Origin of the sequence: Pseudomonas sp. KCJK9111, from assembly GCF_046231935.1 — a bacterium.
In the GTDB taxonomy this organism is placed as follows: Bacteria; Pseudomonadota; Gammaproteobacteria; order Pseudomonadales; family Pseudomonadaceae; genus Aquipseudomonas; species Aquipseudomonas parafulva_B.
In genome coordinates this window covers 18,402-40,755 of the sequence record NZ_JBJJMO010000046.1, presented here as the reverse complement: position 1 = coordinate 40,755, position 22,354 = coordinate 18,402, and the positions used below count along the sequence as shown (strand labels likewise).

20 protein-coding genes are annotated in these 22,354 nt (G+C 62.4%); 6 read left to right on the top strand and 14 right to left on the bottom strand.

The window, feature by feature from the left end:
- The 3 genes from ACK59L_RS15625 to colR form a co-directional block, all read right to left on the bottom strand.
- Window positions 1-411 (bottom strand): class I SAM-dependent methyltransferase (locus ACK59L_RS15625; RefSeq protein WP_409274584.1); only part of this gene is annotated, 411 nt, incomplete at its 3' end.
- A gap of 108 nt (window positions 412-519) precedes the next feature.
- Entirely contained in the window at window positions 520-1,827 is a 1,308-nt protein-coding gene (locus ACK59L_RS15620; RefSeq protein WP_409274582.1) for a sensor histidine kinase, read from the bottom strand.
- A complete protein-coding gene (colR, locus tag ACK59L_RS15615) occupies window positions 1,817-2,500 on the bottom strand; it encodes a two-component system response regulator ColR (protein WP_023534349.1) in 684 nt (227 codons plus the stop codon). The genes ACK59L_RS15620 and colR overlap by 11 nt, the downstream gene beginning before the upstream one ends.
- Window positions 2,501-2,682: 182 nt before the next feature.
- On the opposite strand from colR, the gene ACK59L_RS15610 reads away from it, so the two are divergent.
- Complete coding sequence (locus ACK59L_RS15610; protein WP_409274580.1) at window positions 2,683-3,411, top strand: phosphatase PAP2 family protein; 729 nt, start codon at window positions 2,683-2,685, stop codon at window positions 3,409-3,411.
- A gap of 93 nt (window positions 3,412-3,504) precedes the next feature.
- Here the strand turns inward: ACK59L_RS15610 and groL are convergent, their stop codons facing one another.
- The 5 genes from groL to ACK59L_RS15585 form a co-directional block, all read right to left on the bottom strand.
- Window positions 3,505-5,148 (bottom strand): chaperonin GroEL, encoded by a 1,644-nt coding sequence (gene groL / locus ACK59L_RS15605; protein ID WP_144964855.1) that lies wholly within the window; start codon window positions 5,146-5,148, stop codon window positions 3,505-3,507.
- A 50-nt stretch (window positions 5,149-5,198) separates the two neighbouring features.
- Window positions 5,199-5,492: a co-chaperone GroES gene (locus tag ACK59L_RS15600; RefSeq protein ID WP_003251905.1), complete on the bottom strand. Its 294-nt coding sequence runs from the start codon at window positions 5,490-5,492 to the stop codon at window positions 5,199-5,201.
- A 235-nt stretch (window positions 5,493-5,727) separates the two neighbouring features.
- Window positions 5,728-6,192: an FxsA family protein gene (locus ACK59L_RS15595; protein ID WP_196135086.1), complete on the bottom strand. Its 465-nt coding sequence runs from the start codon at window positions 6,190-6,192 to the stop codon at window positions 5,728-5,730.
- Window positions 6,193-6,259: 67 nt separating this feature from the next.
- Window positions 6,260-6,991, bottom strand: a complete 732-nt coding sequence (locus tag ACK59L_RS15590; RefSeq protein ID WP_409274577.1) for a HugZ family protein — start codon at window positions 6,989-6,991, stop codon at window positions 6,260-6,262.
- Window positions 6,992-7,095: 104 nt separating this feature from the next.
- The gene (locus ACK59L_RS15585) at window positions 7,096-8,106 is read right to left on the bottom strand and encodes a DUF481 domain-containing protein (protein WP_409274575.1); all 1,011 of its coding nucleotides are present in this window, start codon (window positions 8,104-8,106) and stop codon (window positions 7,096-7,098) included.
- Between the two features lie 150 nt (window positions 8,107-8,256).
- Between ACK59L_RS15585 and ACK59L_RS15580 the strand changes: the two genes are divergently transcribed.
- Entirely contained in the window at window positions 8,257-8,610 is a 354-nt protein-coding gene (locus ACK59L_RS15580; protein WP_409274573.1) for an MGMT family protein, read from the top strand.
- Between the two features lie 42 nt (window positions 8,611-8,652).
- On the top strand, window positions 8,653-10,200 hold the full coding sequence (locus ACK59L_RS15575) for an AmpG family muropeptide MFS transporter (protein WP_058637151.1): 1,548 nt from the start codon (window positions 8,653-8,655) through the stop codon (window positions 10,198-10,200).
- Between the two features lie 37 nt (window positions 10,201-10,237).
- Here ACK59L_RS15575 and ACK59L_RS15570 read toward each other — a convergent pair whose 3' ends face one another.
- The 3 genes from ACK59L_RS15570 to ACK59L_RS15560 form a co-directional block, all read right to left on the bottom strand.
- Entirely contained in the window at window positions 10,238-11,482 is a 1,245-nt protein-coding gene (locus tag ACK59L_RS15570; protein WP_409274570.1) for an MFS transporter, read from the bottom strand.
- A 192-nt stretch (window positions 11,483-11,674) separates the two neighbouring features.
- A complete protein-coding gene (locus ACK59L_RS15565) occupies window positions 11,675-12,517 on the bottom strand; it encodes a mechanosensitive ion channel family protein (protein ID WP_409274568.1) in 843 nt (280 codons plus the stop codon).
- A gap of 110 nt (window positions 12,518-12,627) precedes the next feature.
- On the bottom strand, window positions 12,628-13,113 hold the full coding sequence (locus ACK59L_RS15560) for a YajQ family cyclic di-GMP-binding protein (protein WP_144964860.1): 486 nt from the start codon (window positions 13,111-13,113) through the stop codon (window positions 12,628-12,630).
- Between the two features lie 99 nt (window positions 13,114-13,212).
- On the opposite strand from ACK59L_RS15560, the gene ACK59L_RS15555 reads away from it, so the two are divergent.
- The 3 genes from ACK59L_RS15555 to ACK59L_RS15545 are packed head-to-tail and all read left to right on the top strand — an operon-like array spanning window position 13,213 to window position 16,765.
- Window positions 13,213-14,130 (top strand): putative 2-dehydropantoate 2-reductase, encoded by a 918-nt coding sequence (locus tag ACK59L_RS15555; protein WP_409274566.1) that lies wholly within the window; start codon window positions 13,213-13,215, stop codon window positions 14,128-14,130.
- A gap of 36 nt (window positions 14,131-14,166) precedes the next feature.
- Window positions 14,167-16,197: an ATP-binding protein gene (locus tag ACK59L_RS15550; RefSeq protein ID WP_196135091.1), complete on the top strand. Its 2,031-nt coding sequence runs from the start codon at window positions 14,167-14,169 to the stop codon at window positions 16,195-16,197.
- A 1-nt stretch (window position 16,198) separates the two neighbouring features.
- Entirely contained in the window at window positions 16,199-16,765 is a 567-nt protein-coding gene (locus ACK59L_RS15545; RefSeq protein ID WP_100850934.1) for a cob(I)yrinic acid a,c-diamide adenosyltransferase, read from the top strand.
- A gap of 30 nt (window positions 16,766-16,795) precedes the next feature.
- On the opposite strand, the gene ACK59L_RS15540 is transcribed toward ACK59L_RS15545, so the two are convergent.
- The 3 genes from ACK59L_RS15540 to secA form a co-directional block, all read right to left on the bottom strand.
- On the bottom strand, window positions 16,796-17,740 hold the full coding sequence (locus tag ACK59L_RS15540) for a Nudix family hydrolase (protein WP_196135093.1): 945 nt from the start codon (window positions 17,738-17,740) through the stop codon (window positions 16,796-16,798).
- 106 nt (window positions 17,741-17,846) lie between these two features.
- On the bottom strand, window positions 17,847-19,064 hold the full coding sequence (argJ, locus tag ACK59L_RS15535) for a bifunctional glutamate N-acetyltransferase/amino-acid acetyltransferase ArgJ (protein ID WP_058603293.1): 1,218 nt from the start codon (window positions 19,062-19,064) through the stop codon (window positions 17,847-17,849).
- Between the two features lie 209 nt (window positions 19,065-19,273).
- On the bottom strand, window positions 19,274-22,009 hold the full coding sequence (gene secA / locus ACK59L_RS15530; RefSeq protein WP_409274563.1) for a preprotein translocase subunit SecA: 2,736 nt from the start codon (window positions 22,007-22,009) through the stop codon (window positions 19,274-19,276).
- Between the last annotated feature and the right edge of the window lie 345 nt (window positions 22,010-22,354).

Here is a 22,354-nt window from a genome sequence, read left to right as displayed (position 1 = left end):
CCTGTGAGCCGATTCGCCAATATGGTGAAACAGACGCATGCAAAAAACGCTGTCCACCGCGTTATCCGGTAACTCGATGGCAAAGGGCGAGGTCTGCAAAGGTCGTACCCGGGCCACGACTTCCGGTGGTTGGGACGCGCATGCCGTCTCGATCATGTCGGCGGAATTGTCTGCGCCAATGATCACGCGGTTGGCTTTTTCCGCCAGCAGTGGCCAGAAGCGACCCGCTCCGCAGGGCAGGTCCAAGACCAAGCCCGGTTCGCCCGCCAGCATCAGGGCCCGGCGAGCCAACTGCTCATCGCGTTTATGGGACAGGCGCCTGGCCAAGCCGGCCTGGTGCTTCAAAAAATACTGTTGGGCATGGGCCTTGTCGTATTTACGGGAAAACTCGAGGTTGATGGGGCTGCGCATCGGGCATCTCCTGATTCCAATGGCGGCCAGACTAAGCAGCCAAGCGTTGGAATCAAGTTATGACGTTGTGAAAAAAGCGTTCTTCACCAGGATATTTCTTACAGGCTATTACGAAAGTGTATTCAGCTCGCCCTTGACCACGGTACTGCTGAGGTCCACTTGGAATCGGCAGCCATGGGGATGGGTCGAGGTCAGCGTGACCTGCCAGCCTTGGTCATCGCAAATGCGCTGGACCAACGACAAGCCAAGACCAAGGCCTTCCCCTCGGCGTTCGTCCCCGCGCACGAAGGGCTTGAACATGGCCTCGCGCTGCTCCTCGGGGATGCCTACCCCGCTGTCCTCCACGGTGAAACGTGTGGCTTGCAGAGTCAGACGAATGTAACCGCTGTCGGTGTAATGGGCGGCGTTACGCAACAGGTTGCCCATGACCGATTGCAGGAAGGTGGCGTTGTACAAGACCGGACCTGCGTTGCCACGGCCTTCGTAATGCAGCGTCAGCCCCTTTTGTTCGATGGTGTCGCGCCAAACCCCGATCAACTCATCCCCTACTTCGCGCAGGGTTGCCCGCGATGCCACAGCACCCTCGTCCCTTTGGGCCCGGGCCAGCATCAGGAAGGTCTTCACCAGCTCGCGCATTTCCTCAGTGGCGCGGGCCACCCGCTCGACCTGACTGCGCGAACGCGCGTCCAATGCCGGGTTTTCCATGAGCAACTCGCATGAGGTCGCCAGCACCATTAGTGGTGTACGCAACTCGTGGCTGACGTCGCTTGTGAACAGGCGCTCGCGCGTCAAGGCATCGCGCAGACGGCCCAAGGTGTCGTCGAAGGCCACTGCCAACTGCCCGACCTCGTCAGCGGCGTAGTCAGGCGCCAAGGGTGGCGCCAACCCAAGCAGCTGGTCGCGATGGCGCACCTGGCGCGCCAGGCGGATGACCGGCGCCATCACCCGACGCGCCACCAACCAGCCCAGGATCACGGCGAGCACCAGGCTCAATACGAACCCTACGACCACCACGGCGAACAGCAGCCGCTCTCGCTCCTCGAAGTCGCTTTGATCCTGCAACAGCACGTAACGACGACCGTCCACGATCTCCACCATGGCGTGATACGAAAGCTGGTCGCGAAAGACCTCGTGGAAACCCCGGTCCAGATGGCGCAGGTCCTTGGGCAGCTCGAAGTCGTCCCGCCCACCACTGAAGTAGAACAGTTGGTCCGGTCGCGGGCGGTGACTCCAGTCGCTGACACTGTCCATGCGCAACAGCCGCTGCAGGTCACCGCCGAGCACCGAGGAAATCAGGCGCTCTTCCACCAGGTGCACGGTGGAAACGATACCCACCGCGAAAGCCCCGGCCACCAGCGCGCTCATCAGCGCAAAGGCAATGATGATGCGCTGGGCAAGGCTCTGTTTAAACTCCATCGCGACCCTCGGCGAGGCGATAGCCGACGCCATGGACGGTATGCAGCAGGGGTTTTTCGAAAGGTTTGTCGATCACCTGACGCAACTGGTGTACATGGCTGCGCAGGCTGTCGCTGTCAGGGCAGTCATCGCCCCACAGGGCCTCTTCCAGGACTTCGCGCCGCAACACGTGCGGGCTCTTCTGCATGAGTACCGCCAGCAGTTTCAGGCCGACCGGGTTGAGCTTGAGCAGGCGGCCTTGCCGGCTGACCTCCAGTGTGTCGAGGTCGTAGCTCAGGTCGGCGACCTGCAGCGTGCGACGGCCACCCCCCTGCGCCCTGCGCAGCACAGCCTCGATACGCGCGGACAGCTCGGACAGGGCGAAGGGCTTGAGCAAGTAGTCATCGGCGCCGGAACGGAAGCCTTGCAGCCGATCGTCCAGTTGATCGCGGGCGGTAAGCATGATCACCGGCGTGTCGCGGCGGGCGTCTTCGCGCAGGCGCTTGCACAGCGTATAGCCATCGATACCCGGCAACATGATGTCGAGCACGATCAGGTCATAGTGCTCGGTCGCTGCCAGGTGCAGGCCCGACAACCCATCCTGGGCACAGTCGACGGTATAGCCCTTCATGCCAAGGTAGTCGGCAAGGTTGGCCAGAATATCGCGGTTGTCTTCAACCAAGAGGATGCGCATGAATTTCTCCTGTGCGACGCTGCTCGCGGTGATGCGCGGCAGGCGCAGCTTAAGGCCTAAGCCTGCGGGGTGCCAGCCTTTGGATGAATTCAGGCGGCTTGACGTTTTTTTCACTGAACCTTCACGGACACAGCATAGGAGCGGCTCGACAATGCGCGACCTTTCCGTGCCCTGGAGCCGCCATGCAGCAACCAACTTGCCCTCGCCCCTTGAACCTGTGGCTGTACCTGGGTATTCCACTGGCCACCATGCTTGCGCTGGTGGCGCTCGAATGGACCTCGGTGGACATGGACGTGGCCAACCTGTTCTTCGATACCGCCACCGGGCAGTTCATCGGTCGGCACAGCTACCTGCTGGAAAACATCCTGCATGACCGGGTCAAGCAGGGCGTTATCGTGCTGGGCGTTTTGGCACTGGCTGTGTTTGCGGCAAGTTTTTTGGTCAAGGGCTTGTACAGCTGGCGCCGCGAACTGGGTTGCCTGGTGCTCGCACTGGGGGTATCCACCGCCTTCGTCACGCCGCTGAAGAAACTGACGCAGGTGCAGTGCCCTTGGAGCCTCACGCAGTTCGGCGGCTCGGAAACCTACAGCAAGCTGCTTGAGCCAAGGCCTGCTACCGACAAGCCGGGGCTGTGCTGGCCGGGCGGTCACGCGACCACCGGGTTCTGCCTGTTCGCGCTGTTTTTCGCGTTGCGTGACCGTAAACCGCGTCTGGCGCGCGTGGCATTTGCAGTAGCCTTGATTGCCGGTACGGTGCTGTCGGTGGGCAGGATGATGCAAGGGGCGCACTTTTTGTCCCACAACGTGTGGACGGCCGTGTTCTGCTGGCTGATCGGCCTGGGTGCCTACTACCTGGTGCTGTACCGCAGACGCGCGCAGAACAGGCCAGCCACCGAGCCCCGCCCTGCCTGAGCCAGCACCCACCGATAGAATGCCGAGCCCTGAACGAAAAAGCCCCGGCTCTTGCGAGCCGGGGCTTCGGGGTACAGCGGGGGTAAGGCTGGCTTACATCATGCCGCCCATGCCACCCATGCCGCCCATGTCAGGCATGCCGCCGCCTGCTGGCTTGTCTTCCGGCAGGTCGGCAACCATGGCTTCGGTGGTGATCATCAGACCGCCGATCGAAGCAGCAGCTTGCAGTGCCGAACGGGTGACCTTGGCTGGGTCCAGGATACCCATTTCGATCATGTCGCCGTACTCGCCGGTCGCAGCGTTGTAGCCGTAGTTGCCCGAACCCTGCTTGACCTTGTCGGCCACAACGCTTGGCTCGTCGCCGGCGTTGGCAGTGATCTGACGCAGCGGTGCTTCGACAGCACGGCGCAGCAGCGAGATACCGACGTTCTGGTCTTCGTTGTCACCCTTGAGGTCAACGATTGCAGACAGGGCGCGCACCAGGGCAACACCACCGCCAGGCACCACGCCTTCTTCGACCGCTGCACGGGTAGCGTGCAGGGCGTCTTCGACGCGGGCTTTCTTCTCTTTCATCTCGACTTCGGTGCCAGCACCGACCTTGATCACGGCAACACCGCCAGCCAGCTTGGCCAGACGCTCTTGCAGCTTCTCACGATCGTAGTCCGAAGAGGTTTCTTCGATCTGGGCACGGATCTGCTTGACGCGACCCTGGATATCATCTTCAGCGCCAGCGCCGTCAATGATGATGGTGTTTTCCTTGGACAGGGTCACGCGCTTGGCGTTGCCCAGGTGTTCCAGGGTAGCGGTTTCCAGGGACAGGCCGATTTCTTCGGAGATAACCTGGCCGCCGGTCAGGACGGCGATGTCCTGCAGCATGGCCTTGCGACGGTCGCCGAAGCCTGGCGCCTTGACCGCTGCAACCTTGACGATGCCGCGCATGTTGTTGACGACCAGGGTAGCCAGGGCCTCGCCTTCGACGTCTTCAGCAACGATCAGCAGTGGGCGGCCGGCCTTGGCAACGGCTTCCAGCACTGGCAGCAGCTCACGGATGTTGGAGATCTTCTTGTCGACCAGCAGCAGCAGCGGGCTGTCCAGCTCGGCAACCATGGTGTCTGGCTTGTTGACGAAGTACGGGGACAGGTAGCCGCGGTCGAACTGCATACCTTCGACAACGGACAGCTCGTTTTCCAGGCCCGAACCTTCTTCGACGGTGATGACGCCTTCCTTGCCGACCTTTTCCATGGCTTCGGCGATGATTTCACCGATGGAGCTGTCGGAGTTGGCGGAAATGGTACCGACCTGGGCGATGGCCTTGGAATCGGCGCATGGCTTGGACAGGTTCTTCAGCTCGGCGACGATGGCGGAGGTGGCCTTGTCGATGCCGCGCTTGAGGTCCATCGGGTTCATGCCGGCAGCAACGGCCTTCAGGCCTTCGTTGACGATCGACTGAGCCAGCACGGTCGCGGTGGTGGTGCCGTCACCGGCTGCATCGTTGGCCTTGGAAGCGACTTCCTTGACCAGCTGGGCGCCCATGTTCTCGAAGGCGTCCTTGAGCTCGATTTCCTTGGCGACGGAAACGCCGTCCTTGGTGATGGTCGGCGCGCCGAAGCTCTTGGCCAGTACCACGTTACGGCCTTTCGGGCCCAAGGTCGCTTTTACCGCGTCAGCCAGAACGTTGACACCAACCAGCATTTTCTTGCGAGCGGAATCGCCGAATTTTACGTCTTTAGCAGCCATGATCGTTTAATCCTTGATAAATCTTTGGAGTAACGGGAAGTCGGTGGAAATCAGCCTTCAACAACGGCCAGGATTTCGTTTTCGGCCATGACCAGCAGGTCTTCGCCGTCGACTTTCACGGTGTTGCTACCCGAGTACGGGCCGAAAACCACTTTGTCACCCACTTTCACGGCCAGCGCACGTACTTCGCCGTTGTCCAGGACGCGGCCGGTGCCGACGGCGACGACTTCGCCGCGGTTTGGTTTTTCAGCGGCCGAACCTGGCAGGACGATACCGCCAGCGGTTTTCGATTCTTCTTCGCTGCGACGGATGACGACGCGGTCATGCAGAGGACGAAGCTTCATTGTCGATCTCTCCCAAATTGTGGTTTTCATCGGCCGGTGTCGACACCGGCGGGTTGATGCTGTCCGGCGTTGCCGGAAGGCCGCTCGCAACGAGCAAACGGCCTGAGTCATGTCTGGTGTCGCCACCAGAAACCTTGCGGTGACCACTACATGAGGCCGACCGAATCGATTACAAGGCTTGGTAGGGAAATTTTTTTGCACAGGCATGAAAAAGGGCCGCTTGGCGGCCCTGTTCTCACTGATCGCGGCGCTCGTACTCGCCTTCGATCACATTGGGTCGATGGCCCCCGCCATGCGGGGGCTGGCCCTGCAACGGGTCATCCTGAAACGCGCGCTGACGGGTCGCCTGGGCCTGGGCGCGCTCGCGCATCTTGCGAGCCGCCAGCCGGCGGGTGAAGGGCAACAGGCACAGCAGGCCAAGCACGTCGCTGATAAAACCGGGGATCATCAGCAGCCCGCCGCCGACCGCCAGCATCATGCCATGGAACATGTCCTCGGCAGGCAGCTCACCGCGCTGCAGGCTTTCACGTGCACGCAGGGCCGTGGCCAACCCGGCCACTCGCATGACCAGGACCCCGAGGGCGGAGCCGGCGATGATGAGCAGCAACGCGGGGAAAAAACCGATGGCGGCGCTGACTTTCACGAAGACGAACAGCTCCAGCACAGGAAACAGCAGAAGCAGCAGTAGAAAAACACGCATCAAAGCATTCCTCGTCGCAAGACACCCTTGCAGTAAGACCTACAAATGGATGCGTGTGCTCCGCTTTTCAAGCAGGTATTTCGCTCAAGGCCGGCCAGTGATCGGCGCGGGCCAGCAAAACCAAGGCTTCGCGCACTTGTGTCGGCGTATTGCAACGGCTTGGAAATGCCAACCAGTGGATCGCCTGGCCGATGCGCAGGTGCATCCCCTCGCTGTCGATACCGACCAACTGCGCAGGGATGTGGCTGGGAAGCTCGGCAAGCTGCACATAGTGCGCGATGGCGGCAGCGTGGTCGCTGTTCATGTGCTCGATCATGCCGCTCTCGACCTTGCCGGCGAAGGGATTGGCCAAGGTCACCTGATCGAGCCAGTGGATAGCACCGAAGCCACCAATGTACCGGTGGCGCACCGGCTCAAGCACCCAGAAATCGAAGTCGTGAGCCTGGTGGTAGTCGGCCGCGTCCGGAAAGTAGCGGTAATAGCGCAGGGCCGCTGCTTCGATGCTGGCCGGGTCCTGCAGCTTGCGCGCTTCAGCCATGACGGTCAGTCGCCCGACCGCCTGCACGTCCTGCGCCTCGCGCTCGCCCACCAGCAGCGAACACTTGGCGTCCTTGTGCAGGTTATGCGTGTGCTGGGCGATACGGCTGATCAGGATGAGCGGCCTGCCCTGTGCATCGAGGCAATAGGGCACGACCGAACCGAACGGGAAACCCGGCATGGACTTGGAATGGGTCGACAAGACTCCGCGGTATTCCTTGAGCAACAATTCCCGTGCAGGACGGACGGCGTTCTCACTCACTTCAAAACCCCTCGATGAAACCCTGCAGGCAGCAGGCGGTGGTCACAGGCACTAGCACGACCAAGTCAGGCCTGGCGCCAATCGCCTGGCTTAACCTCGACGGCTTACCAGGTGACGCCAAAGCCTGCAGTGTAGCGGGTCTTGTCCAGGTCGCTTTCGCGGGTGCCACTGATGATGTTCTTCTCGGCCTTGAGGTTCAGCGACGCCCAGTCGGTGACCTTGTAGCGCAGGCCGACTTCGGCGTCCAGGGAGTAGTCGGCAACATTGCCCAGAGGCTTTGCCAGCTCGCCGTTGGTGAACAGCTGCACTTTCTTGCCGATCAGGTAGCGGGTGTAGTCCCACTTCACGGCAGCGGAATAGAAGTTGTCCTTGTCACCGTCCTGGTACTCGAAGTCGGTGCGGTTGATCAACGAGCCCAGCGAGAAGGCACCCAGCTCATCGTCCCAGAACTGGTAGCCAGGGCCGGTACCCACCGTGCGCTGGCGGGCGAGGTCTTCGATACGGTCACGCTTGTACTCGGCGCGCCCCTGCCAGAACCATTTCTCGGTCAGGAAGCGGTCCAGCGCGTACTCGGCGCTCCAGTTGTCGGTGGTGGTGACATCGTCCTTGGTCTCGCGGTTGTATTCGCCTTCGGCGTTATGACGCCAGCGCCCATGACGCGCAGTAGTCTTGAAACTGACGTCGTAGTCGTCGGTGTCGTTCTCGGCCCGCTTGTAGTCCAGTGCCACATCGACATTGCCTTTCCAGACCAGGTCCTCGACCACCGGCTTGGGCTTCATGATCTGCTCGATGCTCGCCAGGTCCACCGTCTTGGGTGCCTCGCCGTTGGCCAAGGTCACCTTGCCGGCCTCGGCTGCCTTGAGCGACTTGGCCTTCTCGCCAGAGTAGGCATCCTGCTTGACCAGCAGCTCCTGGTCGCTTTCCAGGGTCTTGACCTGTTTCCAGTCCAAGGCGATCGAACCGCCGTAAGGCGTCTCGAGCAACAGCTTGCCGCCGTCGAACACCTTGATCTTGCCGCTCAGACGGTCGCCGTTCTTCATCCAGACGGTATCGGCAAACGCCGGGGATGCGCAGCAGGACGCGGCAAGCAATGACAGCAGTAATTTGTGGGACATAAGCAGGCTACAGGTTCGATTTGGCGAGAAAACCGGGCATTATCCAGATGCAACCGGCAAGAGCAAGCAAAGACCTGCAATGTGCCGATGAGTTCCACTCTCATTTACTGGCCGCTGGTCAGGTTTCATCTACACCCCAGGGAGGGTCTGGTGTCCGACGCGATAGGTCATACCTTGGAGACTGCAGAGGGCCGACGGACGGCACTTTATTCAGTGCTCGGCCAAGTGCCTGCCGGGCATGTGGTGAGCTATGGCCAATTGGCTGAGCTTGCCGGGCTTGGCAAAGCCGCACGGTGGGTGGGACGCACCCTGTCGCAACTGCCCCAGGGCACGCGCTTGCCCTGGCATCGGGTGCTGGGCGCAGGTGGTCGCCTGAGCCTGCCTTCGGGTACGCCATCGGGCGATGAGCAACGGGCCCGTTTGCGTGCCGAAGGTGTGCAGGTGGCCAACAATCGCGTGGATATGACGCGCCATGGCTGGCGCCCGATGGAGCACAGCGGTTAGAGTGCGCGCTTTGTCCTGGAAACTTGAGGCAGATGTTGGTCCATGCCCCGTAAAACCTGGCGCGCTGCGCTTGCTGCTTATGCCAGCCCGTCAACCCTGGTGCTTTTGCTGCTCGGCTTCGCGGCCGGCCTGCCTTACATGCTGGTGTTCTCGACCCTCTCCGTATGGTTGCGCGAAGCCGGCGTAGCCAGGGAAACCATCGGCTATGCCAGCCTTATCGGCCTGGCCTATGCCTTCAAATGGGTGTGGTCGCCGCTGCTGGACCAATGGCGTTTACCGCTTCTGGGCGGGATGGGGCGTCGCCGTTCCTGGCTGCTGCTGTCCCAGGCCCTGGTCGTGGTGGGCCTGGTCGGCATGAGCCTGTGCGACCCGCAACAGCACCTCTCCTGGCTGATCGCCCTGGCCGTCCTGGTGGCCTTTGCCTCGGCTACTCAGGATATCGCCGTGGATGCCTACCGCCTGGAAATCGCCGATGACCAACGCCAGGCGGCCCTGGCCGCCAGCTACATGGCCGGTTATCGCGTCGCCGCCCTGCTCGCCACGGCCGGCGCACTGTTCTTTGCAGAATGGTTTGGCTCCACCGGGTTCAGCTACCTGCACAAGGCGTGGGCCGGCACCTATGTCATGTTCGCAGTCATGATGCTCCCGGCCCTCTTCACGACCCTGGTCATGCGTGAACCGCCCGTGCCCCTGCGCACCCAACTGTCGGCAGCCCGCTACGGGTTGGCCCACCAGTTGGCCTCGGTGTTCGTGCTCATCATCCTGCTGGTGTCGGTGCCGGCCAGCTTCACGCAGATGTTCAATACAGGCTGGTCGAGCGTGATCTCGGGCGACGCCACGCCCCTGGACCTGCTGCTCGAAGACCGCGCCTTCCTGCGCTTGATCCTGTACGTGCTGCTGTCCTGGGCTTGCCTGTCGAGCCTTGGCCGCCGCGGCCTCGCGCCGGTGCTCACGCCCATCAATGACTTCATCGTGCGCTACCGCTGGCAAGCCCTGCTGCTACTCGGCCTGATCGCCACCTACCGCATGTCCGACACGGTGATGGGCGTCATGGCCAACGTGTTCTACATCGACATGGGCTTTACCAAGGACCAGATCGCCAGTGTCAGCAAGATTTTCGGCCTGATCATGACCTTGGTGGGCGCCGGTGTGGGCGGCTTGCTCATCGTGCGCTTCGGCATCATGCCCATTCTGTTCATCGGTGGCGTGGCGTCTGCCGGCACCAACATTCTGTTCCTGATGCTGGCGGACATGGGTCCGAACCTGGAAATGCTGGTGGTGACCATTTCCCTGGACAACTTCAGCTCAGGCATGGCGACTTCAGCCTTTGTCGCCTACCTGTCGAGCCTGACCAACCTGAAGTTCTCGGCCACCCAGTATGCGCTGCTGAGCTCGATCATGTTGCTGCTGCCACGCCTGATCGGCGGCTATTCCGGCGTCATGGTGGAGAAGTTCGGGTACCACGATTTCTTCCTGATCACCGCGCTGCTTGGGGTGCCGACCTTGATCCTGATCGCCTTGCAGTGGCGCCAGGACGGCACGCCCGGCCAACCGGCAAGCCAGCCTGCCCCGGCCCGCGAGCAGCCCTGAACAGCATGCCTTGCAAGGGCAAGGCCTGTGTATCGACCTAAGGCATCATAGCCGCTTGGGCACTGCGCCCTCTCAACAGCGACCACAGCGGGCAAAGGGCCAACCCCCCTGCCACACCGGCCGCCGCGGCAAAGTGCAAAAGGCTGGCACCGGCACCAATCATGGCCAGCAAAGCCCCGCCCAATCCCAGCAGCGCGATGGTGATCATGCCGAGCATGGCCGAGACCAGGCCTTTGCTTTGCGTGCTGGCGAACAATGTCATGCGATAGAGCACGGCATTGGCGACACCCAGGCCCAGCGCGTAGAGCGACAGGCCCGCCACCAGGCTGATGACGCTCGGCCATACCCAGGTTGCCACCACCATCAGGCAAAGCCCGGCCACATACGGCCACAGCGCACCGCGCACCAATGTCGGCAGCGGATAACGGTCGGCAATGTGGTTGATGATCAAGTTGCCCAGAATCAGCCCGCCGAACACCGGCAACTGCCACAGGGCATAGGCGAGCGTGCTTAGCCCCTCATCGTGGATGAGCAGCACCGGGGACAGGCCAATCCAGCCGATCAACGGCAGGCCAACCAGGCCCAGGGCGGCGCTCCCGGCGACGAAGCGTCGGTTCGACAGCAACTGCCCGTACCCGGACAGCAAGGGCAGCAGGTGGATCGGGGTAAAGGCCAGGCGCGAGCCGTCGCGCCGCTCCACCCCCAGGGTTTCGGGCATCAACCGATACAGAAGCAACCAGGCGACCACGGCGCCAATGGCGAACGCCACGAACAACCAGCGCCAGTCCAGCCATTGCAGCAGCAACGTCCCCACCAAAGGCCCCAGCAGTGGCGAAAGCAAGGCGATATTGGCCAGCAGGGCCATCATGCGCACGGCATCCGCCTCGCTGAATGCCTCATTGAGTGCGGGGTAACTGACCGTGACCACAAACCCCAGCCCGATGCCTTGCAGCAGACGCAGCAGGTTGAACAGGCCGATGTCATGCACCCAGAAGGTACCCAGGCACGCCAGGCCGAAGAATGCGCAACCTATGAGCAGCAGCGGTCGGCGGCCGTAGCGGTCGGCCAACGGCCCGATCAGCCATTGCAGCAAGACACCACCGAGCAGGTAGAGATTGAGCGCATGTGGAATGTATTCGGGGCCGGCCTTGAGCTCGCCGACCACAACGGGCATCGCCGGCATGACGGCGTCGCTGGCCAAGTAGGTCAGCAGTTCGAACAGTGCGAGTGTCAGGCCGAACAACAAGGCCCGCAACGGGGTGATGTACAGCAATGGTTTCATGATGGTTTACGAAGATGACGGGGAACGAGGCTATATGCCAGAAATCGCAATGACTGACTGTGAGCAAGTGTAAGCGCGCGTCCATTGAGCGCCTTGAGCAACGAAGCCCGCCCTGCGCGCCCAGCAGGCCCTCTGAAGGACGCTGCTGAACCCGCAGGGCGGGCTCGATCGATGCCAGCCTGCGCTGAGGTCTTACTGCGCGGGCGTTTCCTGCACCACGCGAATGACCCGCTGCGGGAATGGAATGTCGATCCCCTCTGCCTTCAAACGGTCACGTGCCTGCTCGTTGAGCATGAAGATCACGTCCCAGTAGTCCGAGGTCTTGGTCCACAGACGCAGCGAAACGGTGATCGAGCTGTCACCCAGGGTGGACACCACCGCCACAGGGGCCGGGTCGGCCAGCACACGTGGGTCCTGGGCCAGCTCCAGCAGGACGTTGCGCGCCTTCTGCAGGTCAGCCTCGTAGTCCACCCCCACGTCGAACACCACCTTGCGGGTAGGTTGGCGGTTGGTGTTGGTGATGATCCCGTTGGACAGGGAGCCGTTGGGCAGGATCACGGTCTTGTTGTCGCCGGTACGCAGCACCGTGTGGAAGATCTGGATGCTGTCCACGGTACCACTTACGCCTTGCGCTTCGATCCAGTCACCGATGCGGAACGGGCGGAACAGCAGGATCAGGACGCCGCCTGCGAAGTTCGCCAGGCTGCCTTGCAGCGCCAGGCCGATGGCCAGGGTGGCACCACCGATGGCCGCCACGAAGGAGGTCGTCTCGATACCGATCATCGAGGCCACGCTGATGGCCAGCAGGATCTTCAATACGATGTTGGCCAGCGTGCGAATGAAGTTCTGCAGCGCCGGGTCGTGGACTTTAAGGCCCACCAGCCTTGCCAGCCGGTCGCTGACGATGTTGGTCACCCACCAGCCGATGGCAAGGGTCACCAGCGCCAGCAGCAGGCGGCTGCCGTACGCCATGATCATGGGAATCCAGGTTTCGGATTGGCGGACCAGCTGATCGACTTCAGCACTCAAATCCATATTCATCTCCTGATGCCGAACGGCGATTGCACAATACGTCGGCCGCCTGCATTTCAGCGGCCAGGCCCCCATGGACAGCCGCAACTGCATGGGGGTTCCGGCGGCCCGGGTCAGTCGCGGAAGTTGTTGAACTGCAGCGGCATGTCGAATTCCTTGGTACGCAGCAAGGCGATGGCTTCCTGCAGATCATCGCGCTTCTTGCCAGTAACCCGTACCTGCTCGCCCTGAATGGCGGCCTGGACCTTGAGCTTGCCATCCTTGATGGTGGCGACGATCTTTTTCGCCAGGTCTTTGTCGATGCCCTCGCGGAACTTGGCCTCCTGCTTTTTCTCCTTGCCGGACGCATAGGGGTCCTTGGTCTCCAGGCACTTGACGTCGATCTTGCGCTTGACCAGGGCCAGGCGCAGGATTTCGAGCATTGCCTCGAGCTGGAACTCTTCCTCGGCGGTGAGCATGACGGTCTGCTCTTTATCCTTGAACTCGAAGCTGCCCTTGCCCTTGAGGTCGTAGCGGCGGTCGAGGTCCTTGATGGCATTGTCGACCGCGTTCTGCACTTCGTGCTTATCCAGTTCCGATACCACGTCGAACGAAGGCATGGTTACTCTCCCAAAATAAAAGCGCGCTCGGACTGAAGATGGAGCGCGCTGGGTTTGACGGTTAAAATGCGGGCTTATTATAACGGTTGCGAAACGCATATGAGCAGCACCTGGCACATTCTCGGCGCAGGTAGCCTGGGCAGCCTGTGGGCTTGTCGTCTGGCGCGGGCCAGCAAGGCCGTGCGCCTGATCTTGCGTGACAGCACGCGGTTGCAGGCCTACCAGCAAGTGGGCAGCCTTGGCTTGCTGGAACAGGACCTGACCGCCCACTACGCCATCCCGGCCGAGACCGCCCAGGGTATTGGGCCGATCCACCGTCTGCTGGTGGCCTGCAAGGCCTATGACGCGGCGCCGGCCGTGGCCAGCGTTGCCGGCCGTCTGGTGCCGGGGGCCGAGGTGCTGTTGTTGCAGAACGGCCTGGGTAGCCAGGACGAGGTGGCCAGGCAGGTGCCGCAGGCCCGCTGCATCTTCGTCTCCAGCACCGAAGGCGCCTACCTGGAACATGACTGGCAGGTGCGCTTCGCCGGGCAGGGGTACAACTGGCTGGGGGACCCTGGCAATCCTGCACCACCGCCGTGGCTCGAGGACTTGCAAGCGGCGGGTATCCCTGCCCAATGGACGCCCGACATCCTCACCCGGCTCTGGCGCAAGCTGGCCATCAACTGCGCGATCAACCCGCTGACCGTGCTGCACCAGTGTCGCAACGGGGGCCTGCTCGGCCACCTCGATCAGGTGCAGGCACTGTGCCTTGAACTCGAGAGCCTGTTGCTTCAGTGCGGCCAGCCGCAGGCCGCCCAGGACCTTGAGCAGGACGTACAACGGGTGCTCCTGGCCACCGCCAGCAACTACGCTTCGATGTACCAGGATGTACAGGCTGGGCGGCGCACCGAAGTGCACTACCTGCTGGGGTATGCCTGTCAGGCAGCCCGCCGACATGGGCTGCACCTGCCGCATCTGGAACACCTGCTCCAATGCCTGGTCGATAACTTGCGCGCGCGGGGCTTGCCCTGCGACTGACGCGGCCCTTGAACCCATACGGACATCGCCTTGCCCATGACGCTGCGTCAACGCCTGGAGAACCTCCCCGTCGGGCAGAAGCTGCTGGCAGCTTTGCTGGTCTTGCTGGTGACCATTTTGCTCGTGGCGAACCTGACCTTCATCAGCGCCGCCTACTGGATCACCCAGGAAAGCATGGCGCCGCAAGCGCTCCAGACCATCGGGCGGCTGGTCTCCAACCCCGAGCTGTCGACCCGCGCGGCAGACGACCCCGCCTCGGCCCAGGCGCTGCTCGATGAACTGGACAGCTATGCGCCGCTGCGCGCCGCCGCCTTGTATGGCAGCGACGGGCGCATGCTCGCCCAGTTGCAGCATGGCGACCCCCTGACACTGCCCAAGCGCTTTCGCAACATAGAAGGCTGGCGATTCATGGAGTTTCGCAGCACGCAGCTGATTCGCCTGCCGCGGGCCGGTAGCCCGCCGGCGCACTTGCTGCTGGTGGCCAGCAGCGAACTGCCCACGGCCTTCTATACCGGGACGCTCAGTGCAAGCCTGGCCATTCTGGTGTTCAGCGTGCTGTTGTGGCTCTTCATTGCCCGGCAGATCAAGCGCCTGATCACTCAACCGATCAACCAGCTCGAAGAACTCAGCCGCCAGGTCACCCGTGAGGAGAGCTATGCGCTGCGGGCCCGACGCGGCAACGACGACGAGATCGGTAGCCTGGCCAATGCCTTCAATACCATGCTCTCGCGCATCGAAGCCCGGGAGCACCAGCTCAAGCGTGCCCGGGACGAGTTCCAGAGCGCCTACGACCAGGCCCAGGGGTTGGCCGAGGAAACGCGCCATACCAACCGCAAACTCGAGCTCGAAGTGCAGGTGCGCAGCAAGATCGAGAAAAAGCTCACAGGCTTTCAGAATTACCTGAACAGCATCATCGACTCCATGCCGTCGGCCCTGATCGCCCTGGATGAGCAGCTGTACGTGACCCAGTGGAATCAAGAGGCAACGGCGTTATCCGGCACGACCCTCAACGAGGCGCTCAACCAGCCGGTGTTCATGGCCTTCGCGCCGCTCAAACCCTTCTTGCCACAGTTGAAGGACACGGTGGAGCGGCACCGGGTGGCAAAAATCGACCGTGTTACCTGGCACAAGGATGACGAGCCGCGGCATTACGCATTGACCTTCTACCCGCTCACCGGCGGTGGAGGCCGGGGCGTGGTGATCCGGATCGATGACATCACCCAGCGCCTGTCGCTCGAAGAGATGATGGTGCAGTCGGAAAAGATGCTCTCGGTCGGAGGCCTGGCGGCCGGCATGGCCCACGAAATCAACAACCCGCTCGGGGCCATCCTGCACAACGTGCAGAACATCCGGCGCCGCCTGTCACCCGACCTGCCGCGCAATCTTGAGCAGGCCCAGGCGTTGGGGATCGACCTGGCCACGGTCAACGGCTACCTGCAAAGCCGCGAAGTGCCCCAGTTGCTCGATGGCATCCAGCAAGCAGGGGCCAGGGCCGCCAAGATCGTCACCCACATGCTCAGTTTCAGCCGCCGCAGCACGCGCGAACTGGCACCCTGCGACCTGCCTGCCCTGATCGACCAGGCGGTGGACATAGCAGGCAACGACTTCGACCTGGCCATCGGTTTCGACTTCAAGGGCCAGGCTATCGTGCGCCAGTTCGACCCGGCGCTGGGGCCTGTGCCCTGTACTGCCAACGAACTGGAGCAGGTATTGCTCAACCTGCTCAAGAACGCCGCCCAGGCTATTCACCAGCGCCCGGCACCTTGCGAGCCAGGCCGTATCATCCTGCGCACACGGCTTGCGCCACCCTGGGCAGAAATCCAGGTGGAGGACAATGGCGTGGGCATGCCCGAAGCCGTGCGCAAGCGCACCTTCGAGCCTTTCTTCACGACCAAGGAAATCGGCCAGGGCACCGGCCTTGGGCTTTCGGTGTCGTACTTCATCATCACCAATAACCACAAGGGGCAGATGGAGGTGCATTCCACACCTGGGCAGGGGACCTGTTTCACCCTGCGCCTGCCCCTCGGCCAGCCGCATCCGCCGCTGCCGGTCAACACGGAGCAATGACATGGGCTACCGCTTGTCCAAGATCTATACCCGCACTGGCGACACTGGGGAAACCGGCCTGGGCGATGGCCGGCGAGTGCCCAAGGATCATCCACGCATCGAAGCCATCGGTGAGGTGGACAGCCTCAACAGCCAGCTTGGCTTGTTGCTAGCTGGCCTGGATGAACAAGGTCTGGACGAAGTCAGCCGCGTGCTGGCGCCCTGTCAGCACCGCCTGTTCGACCTGGGTGGGGAGCTGGCCATGCCCAGTTACCAGGCCCTGACCACCGCAGAGGTGGAGCGGCTGGAGGCGGCCATCGATGTGTGGAACGACGAACTGGGCCCATTGAAGAACTTCATCCTGCCCAGCGGGTCGGCGCTGGTCGCCCAGGCGCACGTGTGCCGCAGCCTGGCACGCAGCGCCGAGCGACGCTGCCAGCACCTCAATACCGTAGAGCCACTGGAAGGTGTCGGCCTGGCGTACATCAACCGCCTATCGGACCTGCTGTTCGTTGCCGCCCGCATCATTGGCAGGCGGCAAGGGATCGCTGAAGTGCTGTGGCAGCCCGCCGAAAAACCTCAGGGCTGACGCCTTGGCGCTTGCCGTACTGGCCCGCCGTCAAAGAGCCGGCCAGAACGCCCTGATACCCGCAACGCCCTGCGCCCCGGCTAGCCAGGCTTGCTCGCGCGCCTCTGGCCCCACGCCACCGAGCAGGTACACCGGCTGGTCGAACCCGGCAATCAGGCGCTGGGCGTGTTCCCAGCCAAGCGGCGCGGCCTGTGGATGGCTTTCGGTAGGCTGGACCGGCGACAGGGTGACGAAGTCCACCCCCATTTGTTTGGCCAGGGCAAGCTCCTCGGCGTTGTGGCAGGAGGCGGCAAGCCAGCGCTGGACCGGGAACGGCCTGCCCTTGTCGGCATACTTGCGCAACTGCGCCGCGGTCAGGTGCCAGCCTGCCGACGGGAAGTCGCCCAGCCATTCCAGCGGCCCCTTGAGCATCAGCTGGGCCTTGCCAGCGCATAACCCCACCGCATCCACCGCCACATCCCGATACTTGGGGTCGTACATGTCCGGTGCACGCAACTGGATCAGCCGGATGCCATTGGCCACGGCCTTCTGGATCCCCTTGAGCATGTCAGGCACGTCCAGGCCGTCCGGTGTGATCAGGTACTGATCCGGCAGCCGGGCAGCGGTGACGATGGGCTTGTTGGCCTCAGGAAACGCATGGTCCGGCAGCTCGCGCGGCGCGACCCAGGCCAGCGGTTGCCCCTCGGCGCCATGGGGCTCACCGGTGAAGGCCTCGACCTCGCGTACCTCAAGCAGTACGTGTTTGTCGGGGTAATCGTGACTGACCTTGATCAAAGGCCGCGAGCGGGTTACCTGGATGCCCAGCTCCTCGTCGAGCTCACGCGCCAGCGCGGCCTCGACGCTTTCCCCTGGCTCCACCTTGCCTCCCGGAAACTCCCAGAGGCCGCCCTGGTGTTGGGTGTCGGCGCGACGGGCGATGAGTATCCGCCCGTCCATGCCCCGAATCACGGCTGCAACGACGTGAACCCGTTTCATCGGTCACGCTCCGTCACGCCGACCATGGACGATGGGGTTGGCATAAAGCTCATGGTTCTGCTCCCTTGGCATTGAAACATCGGGACCGCGAACGGCCCCGGCGGCATCAGGTGCGGTACTCGGCGTTGATCTTCACGTATTCGTGAGAAAGGTCGGTGGTCCAGATGGTTTCACTGCACTGACCACGGCCAAGGTCGATACGGATGGTGATTTCTTCCTGGGCCATCACCCGGGCGCCCTGGTCTTCGGTGTAGCTTGGGCTACGGCCGCCCTGGCTGGCAATGCACACCTCATCCAGGTACACATCGATCAGGCTCACATCCAGCGCGGGCACGCCGGCACGCCCAACCGCTGCAAGGATGCGGCCCCAGTTCGGATCGGAGGCGAACAGTGCGGTCTTGATCAGCGGCGAGTGCGCCACCGCATAGCCGACGTCCAGGCATTCCTGATGATTGCCACCGCCGTTGACCTGCACGGTCACGAACTTGGTCGCCCCTTCACCGTCACGGACAATGGCCTGGGCCACCTCCATGCAAACCTCGAAGACTGCCTTTTTCAAGGCTTCGAACAGGGCTCCGCTGGCCTGGGTGACTTCCGGCAGGTCGGCCTGACCGGTGGCGATGAGCATGCAGCAGTCGTTGGTCGAGGTATCGCCGTCGATGGTGATGCGGTTGAACGATTTGTTGGCCCCGTCCAGCATCAAGTCCTTGAGTACCCCTGGCGCGACCTTGGCGTCGGTGGCGATGTAGCCCAGCATGGTTGCCATGTTCGGGCGGATCATGCCCGCGCCCTTGCTGATACCGGTTACGGTCACGGTCACGCCGTCGTGCTGGAACTGACGGCTCGCGCCCTTGGGCAAGGTGTCGGTGGTCATGATGCCTGTGGCCGCTTCAGCCCAGTTGTTTTCCGACAAGTTATCCAGGGCAGCTTGCAAGGCGCCTTCGATCTTCTCGACCGGCAGGGGCTCACCAATCACGCCGGTGGAGAACGGCAAAACCGATTCGGCGGGCACACCGGCAAGCTCGGCGAGTTTAGCGCAGGTCCGCTGCGCAGCTTCCAGGCCGGGGGCGCCCGTACCGGCATTGGCATTGCCAGTGTTGGTCAGCAGGTAGCGCACGGTGCCCTGTACCCGCTGCTTGGCCAGGATCACGGGGGCGGCGCAGAAGGCGTTGAGGGTGAACACACCGGCCACACTCGAACCCTCAGCGCAGCGCATGACCACCACATCCTTGCGCCCCGGGCGCTTGATGCCGGCAGAGGCAATGCCGAGTTCGAAACCCGGGACAGGGTGCAGCGTAGGCAAAGGACCAAGACCAACAGCCATTGGAGCGCTCCTAGAAAATACGTTTGGTGAAAAAAAGGGCCGCTGTGCGGCCCATCTCTGGCAAGCCCGGCCGAACCAGGCACACCGTATGGCTTGAATCGGCGCAACCCAGTCCGGCAGTGGTGTGCCGGCGATGAGCTGCGCAGTAGCCCCTTGGCATTGAGCGGCCCACAAGACGCCGTGCGCCTTGTGACGGCCCGGCGATCAGATCACTCGATCTGGCCGTGGCAGTGCTTGAACTTCTTGCCCGAACCACACCAGCACGGCTCGTTGCGCCCCAGTTTCTGCTCATTGCGCACAGGCTCGGCGGCTACGGCTACCTCAGCACCCTCCTCGGCCAACTGCTCGCTTTCAAGACCAGGTGCTGGCGCGTGCTCGAACTGCATGCGGCTGGCCAGCTCTTCGGCGTCGCGGCGCAGACGTGCTTCTTCCTCGGCAGGATCCTCACGGCGAACCTGAACGTGCGAGAGCACACGGATGGCGTCGCGCTTGATCGACTCGAGCAGCTCCTGGAACAGGGTGAACGACTCGCGCTTGTACTCCTGCTTCGGGTTCTTCTGGGCGTAGCCGCGCAGGTGGATACCATGACGCAGGTGGTCCATGGTCGACAGGTGGTCCTTCCACAGGTCGTCCAGCACGCGCAGCAGGATCTGCTTCTCGAAGGTGCGCAGTGCTTCCATCCCGGCCTGGTCCTCTTTCTCGGTGTAGGCCGTGGTGATTTCGTGCAGCAGTTTCTCGCGCAGGGTTTCTTCGTAGAGGTGGTCGTCTTCGTCGAGCCACTGCTGGATCGGCAACTTCATGGCAAAGTCACTGGACAGCGAGGCTTCCAGGCCGGCCACGTCCCACTGCTCAGGCAGCGACTGCGGCGGGATGTGCTGGCTGATGGTGGCATCGAGCACTTCCTTGCGGAATTCGGCAATGGTGTCGCCGACGTTCTCTGCGGCCAGCAGGCTGTTGCGCATATGGTAGATGACCTTGCGCTGCTCGTTGGCCACGTCGTCGTATTCGAGCAACTGCTTGCGGATATCGAAGTTGCGGCCTTCGACCTTGCGCTGGGCCTTCTCGATGGCGTTGGTGACCATGCGGTGTTCGATGGCTTCGCCCGACTGCATGCCCAGCGCCTTCATGAAGTTCTTCACCCGGTCAGAGGCGAAGATGCGCATCAGGCTGTCTTCGAGCGAGAGGTAGAAGCGGCTGGAACCCGGGTCACCCTGGCGACCGGAACGACCGCGCAGCTGGTTGTCGATACGACGCGATTCGTGACGCTCGGAGGCGATGACGTGCAGGCCACCGGACTCGATCACCTGCTGGTGACGCTTCTGCCAGTCGGCCTTGATGTGCGCGACCTGCTCGTCCGTGGGGTTCTCCAGTGCGGCCACTTCAGCTTCCCAGTTACCGCCCAACAGGATGTCGGTACCACGACCGGCCATGTTGGTGGCAATGGTCAGCGCGCCTGGCGCGCCGGCCTGGGCGATGATCTCGGCTTCCTTCTCGTGGTACTTGGCGTTCAGTACCTTGTGTTCGATGCCTTCCTTGTGCAGCAGGTTGGACATGTGCTCGGAGGTTTCGATGGTCGCCGTACCCACCAGCACCGGCCGACCCTGCTTCAGGGTTTCCTTGATGTCGGCGATGATCGCGGCGTACTTCTCTTCGGCGGTCAGGTACACCAGGTCGTTGTGGTCCTTGCGCGCCAGGGGCTTGTTCGGCGGAATGACCATCACGTTCAGGGCGTAGATCTGGGCGAACTCGAAAGCCTCGGTATCGGCGGTGCCGGTCATGCCCGACAGTTTCGAGTACAGACGGAAGTAGTTCTGGAACGTGGTGGAAGCCAGGGTCTGGCTCTCGGCCTGGATGTTGAGGTTTTCCTTGGCCTCGATGGCCTGGTGCAGGCCTTCGGACAGACGGCGACCCGGCATGGTACGCCCGGTGTGCTCGTCGATCAGCAGCACCTGGCCGTCCTGCACGATGTATTCGACGTTGCGATGGAACAGCTTGTGCGCGCGCAGACCGGCATAGACGTGCGTCAGCAGGCCCAGGTTGTGCGCCGAGTACAGGCTCTCGCCCTCGGCCAGCAGACCGACCTGGGTGAGCATTTCCTCGATGAACTGGTGACCGGCTTCGTTGAGCTCGACCTGGCGGGTCTTCTCGTCGATGGTGTAGTGGCCTTCCTGGGTGACCTGGCCTTCGACTTCCTCGATGTGCTGGGTCAGGCGTGGGATCAGGCGGTTGATCTCGATGTACAGCTTGGAGCTGTCCTCGGCCTGGCCGGAAATGATCAACGGCGTACGTGCTTCGTCGATGAGGATCGAGTCCACTTCGTCGATCACGGCGAAGTTCAGTTCACGCTGGAACTTCTCGTCCTGGCTGAACGCCATGTTGTCGCGCAGGTAGTCGAAGCCGAATTCGTTGTTGGTGCCGTACGTGATGTCGGCAGCGTAGGCTGCGCGCTTTTCTTCGGGCGGCTGGAACGCTGAGACGATACCGACCGACAGGCCGAGGAACTCGTACAGCGGGCGCATCCAGTTGGCGTCACGACGAGCAAGGTAGTCGTTGACGGTGACCACGTGCACGCCCTTGCCGGACAATGCATTGAGGTAGACGGCCAAGGTACCGACCAGGGTCTTGCCCTCACCGGTGCGCATCTCCGCGATCATGCCCTCGTGCAGGGTCATGCCGCCAATGAGCTGAACGTCGAAGTGACGCATGCCCATCACGCGCTTGCCGGCCTCACGGGCGACGGCGAAGGCTTCGGGCAGGAGTTGGTCCAGTGTTTCGCCTTTGGCCAAACGCTCCTTGAACTCGGCAGTCTTGCCACGCAGCTGCTCGTCGGAGAGGGCCACCATCTTCTCTTCGAAGGCATTGACGATACTCACCGTCTTGAGCATGCGTTTGACTTCACGCTCGTTCTTGCTTCCAAAAAGTTTCTTTAACAAAGGCGCAAACATATTGGCAGGATCTTCCACACGTAGGGATGGAGGGCGGCCCCATGAGTCGCCCGTGCAGCCCTAAGGCCGCATGCGAACGAGCATTCTACCCGGAAACGATGGTGATGAAAGTGGTGGATTCCACGATGCTGGCACAGCGCTTTTACAGGGGCGTGTCTTAGATAGGGGCATTTCCCCTGAGTTCAAGACCTGGAAAGATGAAAGCGTTCAACACTCGCCTGTGCGCGGTACCTTGCAGGGCCTGGGGCCTGTACGTCGAGCCCTGCGCTTGGCCAGTGGGCTCAACCGCCAGGTGATCGGGACTGACGCTGAAGTGTTAGACTGCCCAACTTGTAACCTCATGCG

Coding starts and splice junctions, on each gene's coding strand:
- ACK59L_RS15545 (WP_100850934.1), top strand. CDS start 16,199: ATGGGCTACCGCTTGTCCAAGATCTATACCCGCACTGGCGACACTGGG.
- ACK59L_RS15550 (WP_196135091.1), top strand. CDS start 14,167: ATGACGCTGCGTCAACGCCTGGAGAACCTCCCCGTCGGGCAGAAGCTG.
- argJ (WP_058603293.1), bottom strand. CDS start 19,064: ATGGCTGTTGGTCTTGGTCCTTTGCCTACGCTGCACCCTGTCCCGGGT.
- ACK59L_RS15600 (WP_003251905.1), bottom strand. CDS start 5,492: ATGAAGCTTCGTCCTCTGCATGACCGCGTCGTCATCCGTCGCAGCGAA.
- ACK59L_RS15565 (WP_409274568.1), bottom strand. CDS start 12,517: ATGGATTTGAGTGCTGAAGTCGATCAGCTGGTCCGCCAATCCGAAACC.
- ACK59L_RS15610 (WP_409274580.1), top strand. CDS start 2,683: ATGCAGCAACCAACTTGCCCTCGCCCCTTGAACCTGTGGCTGTACCTG.
- ACK59L_RS15555 (WP_409274566.1), top strand. CDS start 13,213: ATGAGCAGCACCTGGCACATTCTCGGCGCAGGTAGCCTGGGCAGCCTG.
- secA (WP_409274563.1), bottom strand. CDS start 22,009: ATGTTTGCGCCTTTGTTAAAGAAACTTTTTGGAAGCAAGAACGAGCGT.
- colR (WP_023534349.1), bottom strand. CDS start 2,500: ATGCGCATCCTCTTGGTTGAAGACAACCGCGATATTCTGGCCAACCTT.
- ACK59L_RS15595 (WP_196135086.1), bottom strand. CDS start 6,192: ATGCGTGTTTTTCTACTGCTGCTTCTGCTGTTTCCTGTGCTGGAGCTG.
- ACK59L_RS15570 (WP_409274570.1), bottom strand. CDS start 11,482: ATGAAACCATTGCTGTACATCACCCCGTTGCGGGCCTTGTTGTTCGGC.
- ACK59L_RS15540 (WP_196135093.1), bottom strand. CDS start 17,740: ATGAAACGGGTTCACGTCGTTGCAGCCGTGATTCGGGGCATGGACGGG.
- ACK59L_RS15575 (WP_058637151.1), top strand. CDS start 8,653: ATGCCCCGTAAAACCTGGCGCGCTGCGCTTGCTGCTTATGCCAGCCCG.
- ACK59L_RS15620 (WP_409274582.1), bottom strand. CDS start 1,827: ATGGAGTTTAAACAGAGCCTTGCCCAGCGCATCATCATTGCCTTTGCG.
- ACK59L_RS15560 (WP_144964860.1), bottom strand. CDS start 13,113: ATGCCTTCGTTCGACGTGGTATCGGAACTGGATAAGCACGAAGTGCAG.
- groL (WP_144964855.1), bottom strand. CDS start 5,148: ATGGCTGCTAAAGACGTAAAATTCGGCGATTCCGCTCGCAAGAAAATG.
- ACK59L_RS15585 (WP_409274575.1), bottom strand. CDS start 8,106: ATGTCCCACAAATTACTGCTGTCATTGCTTGCCGCGTCCTGCTGCGCA.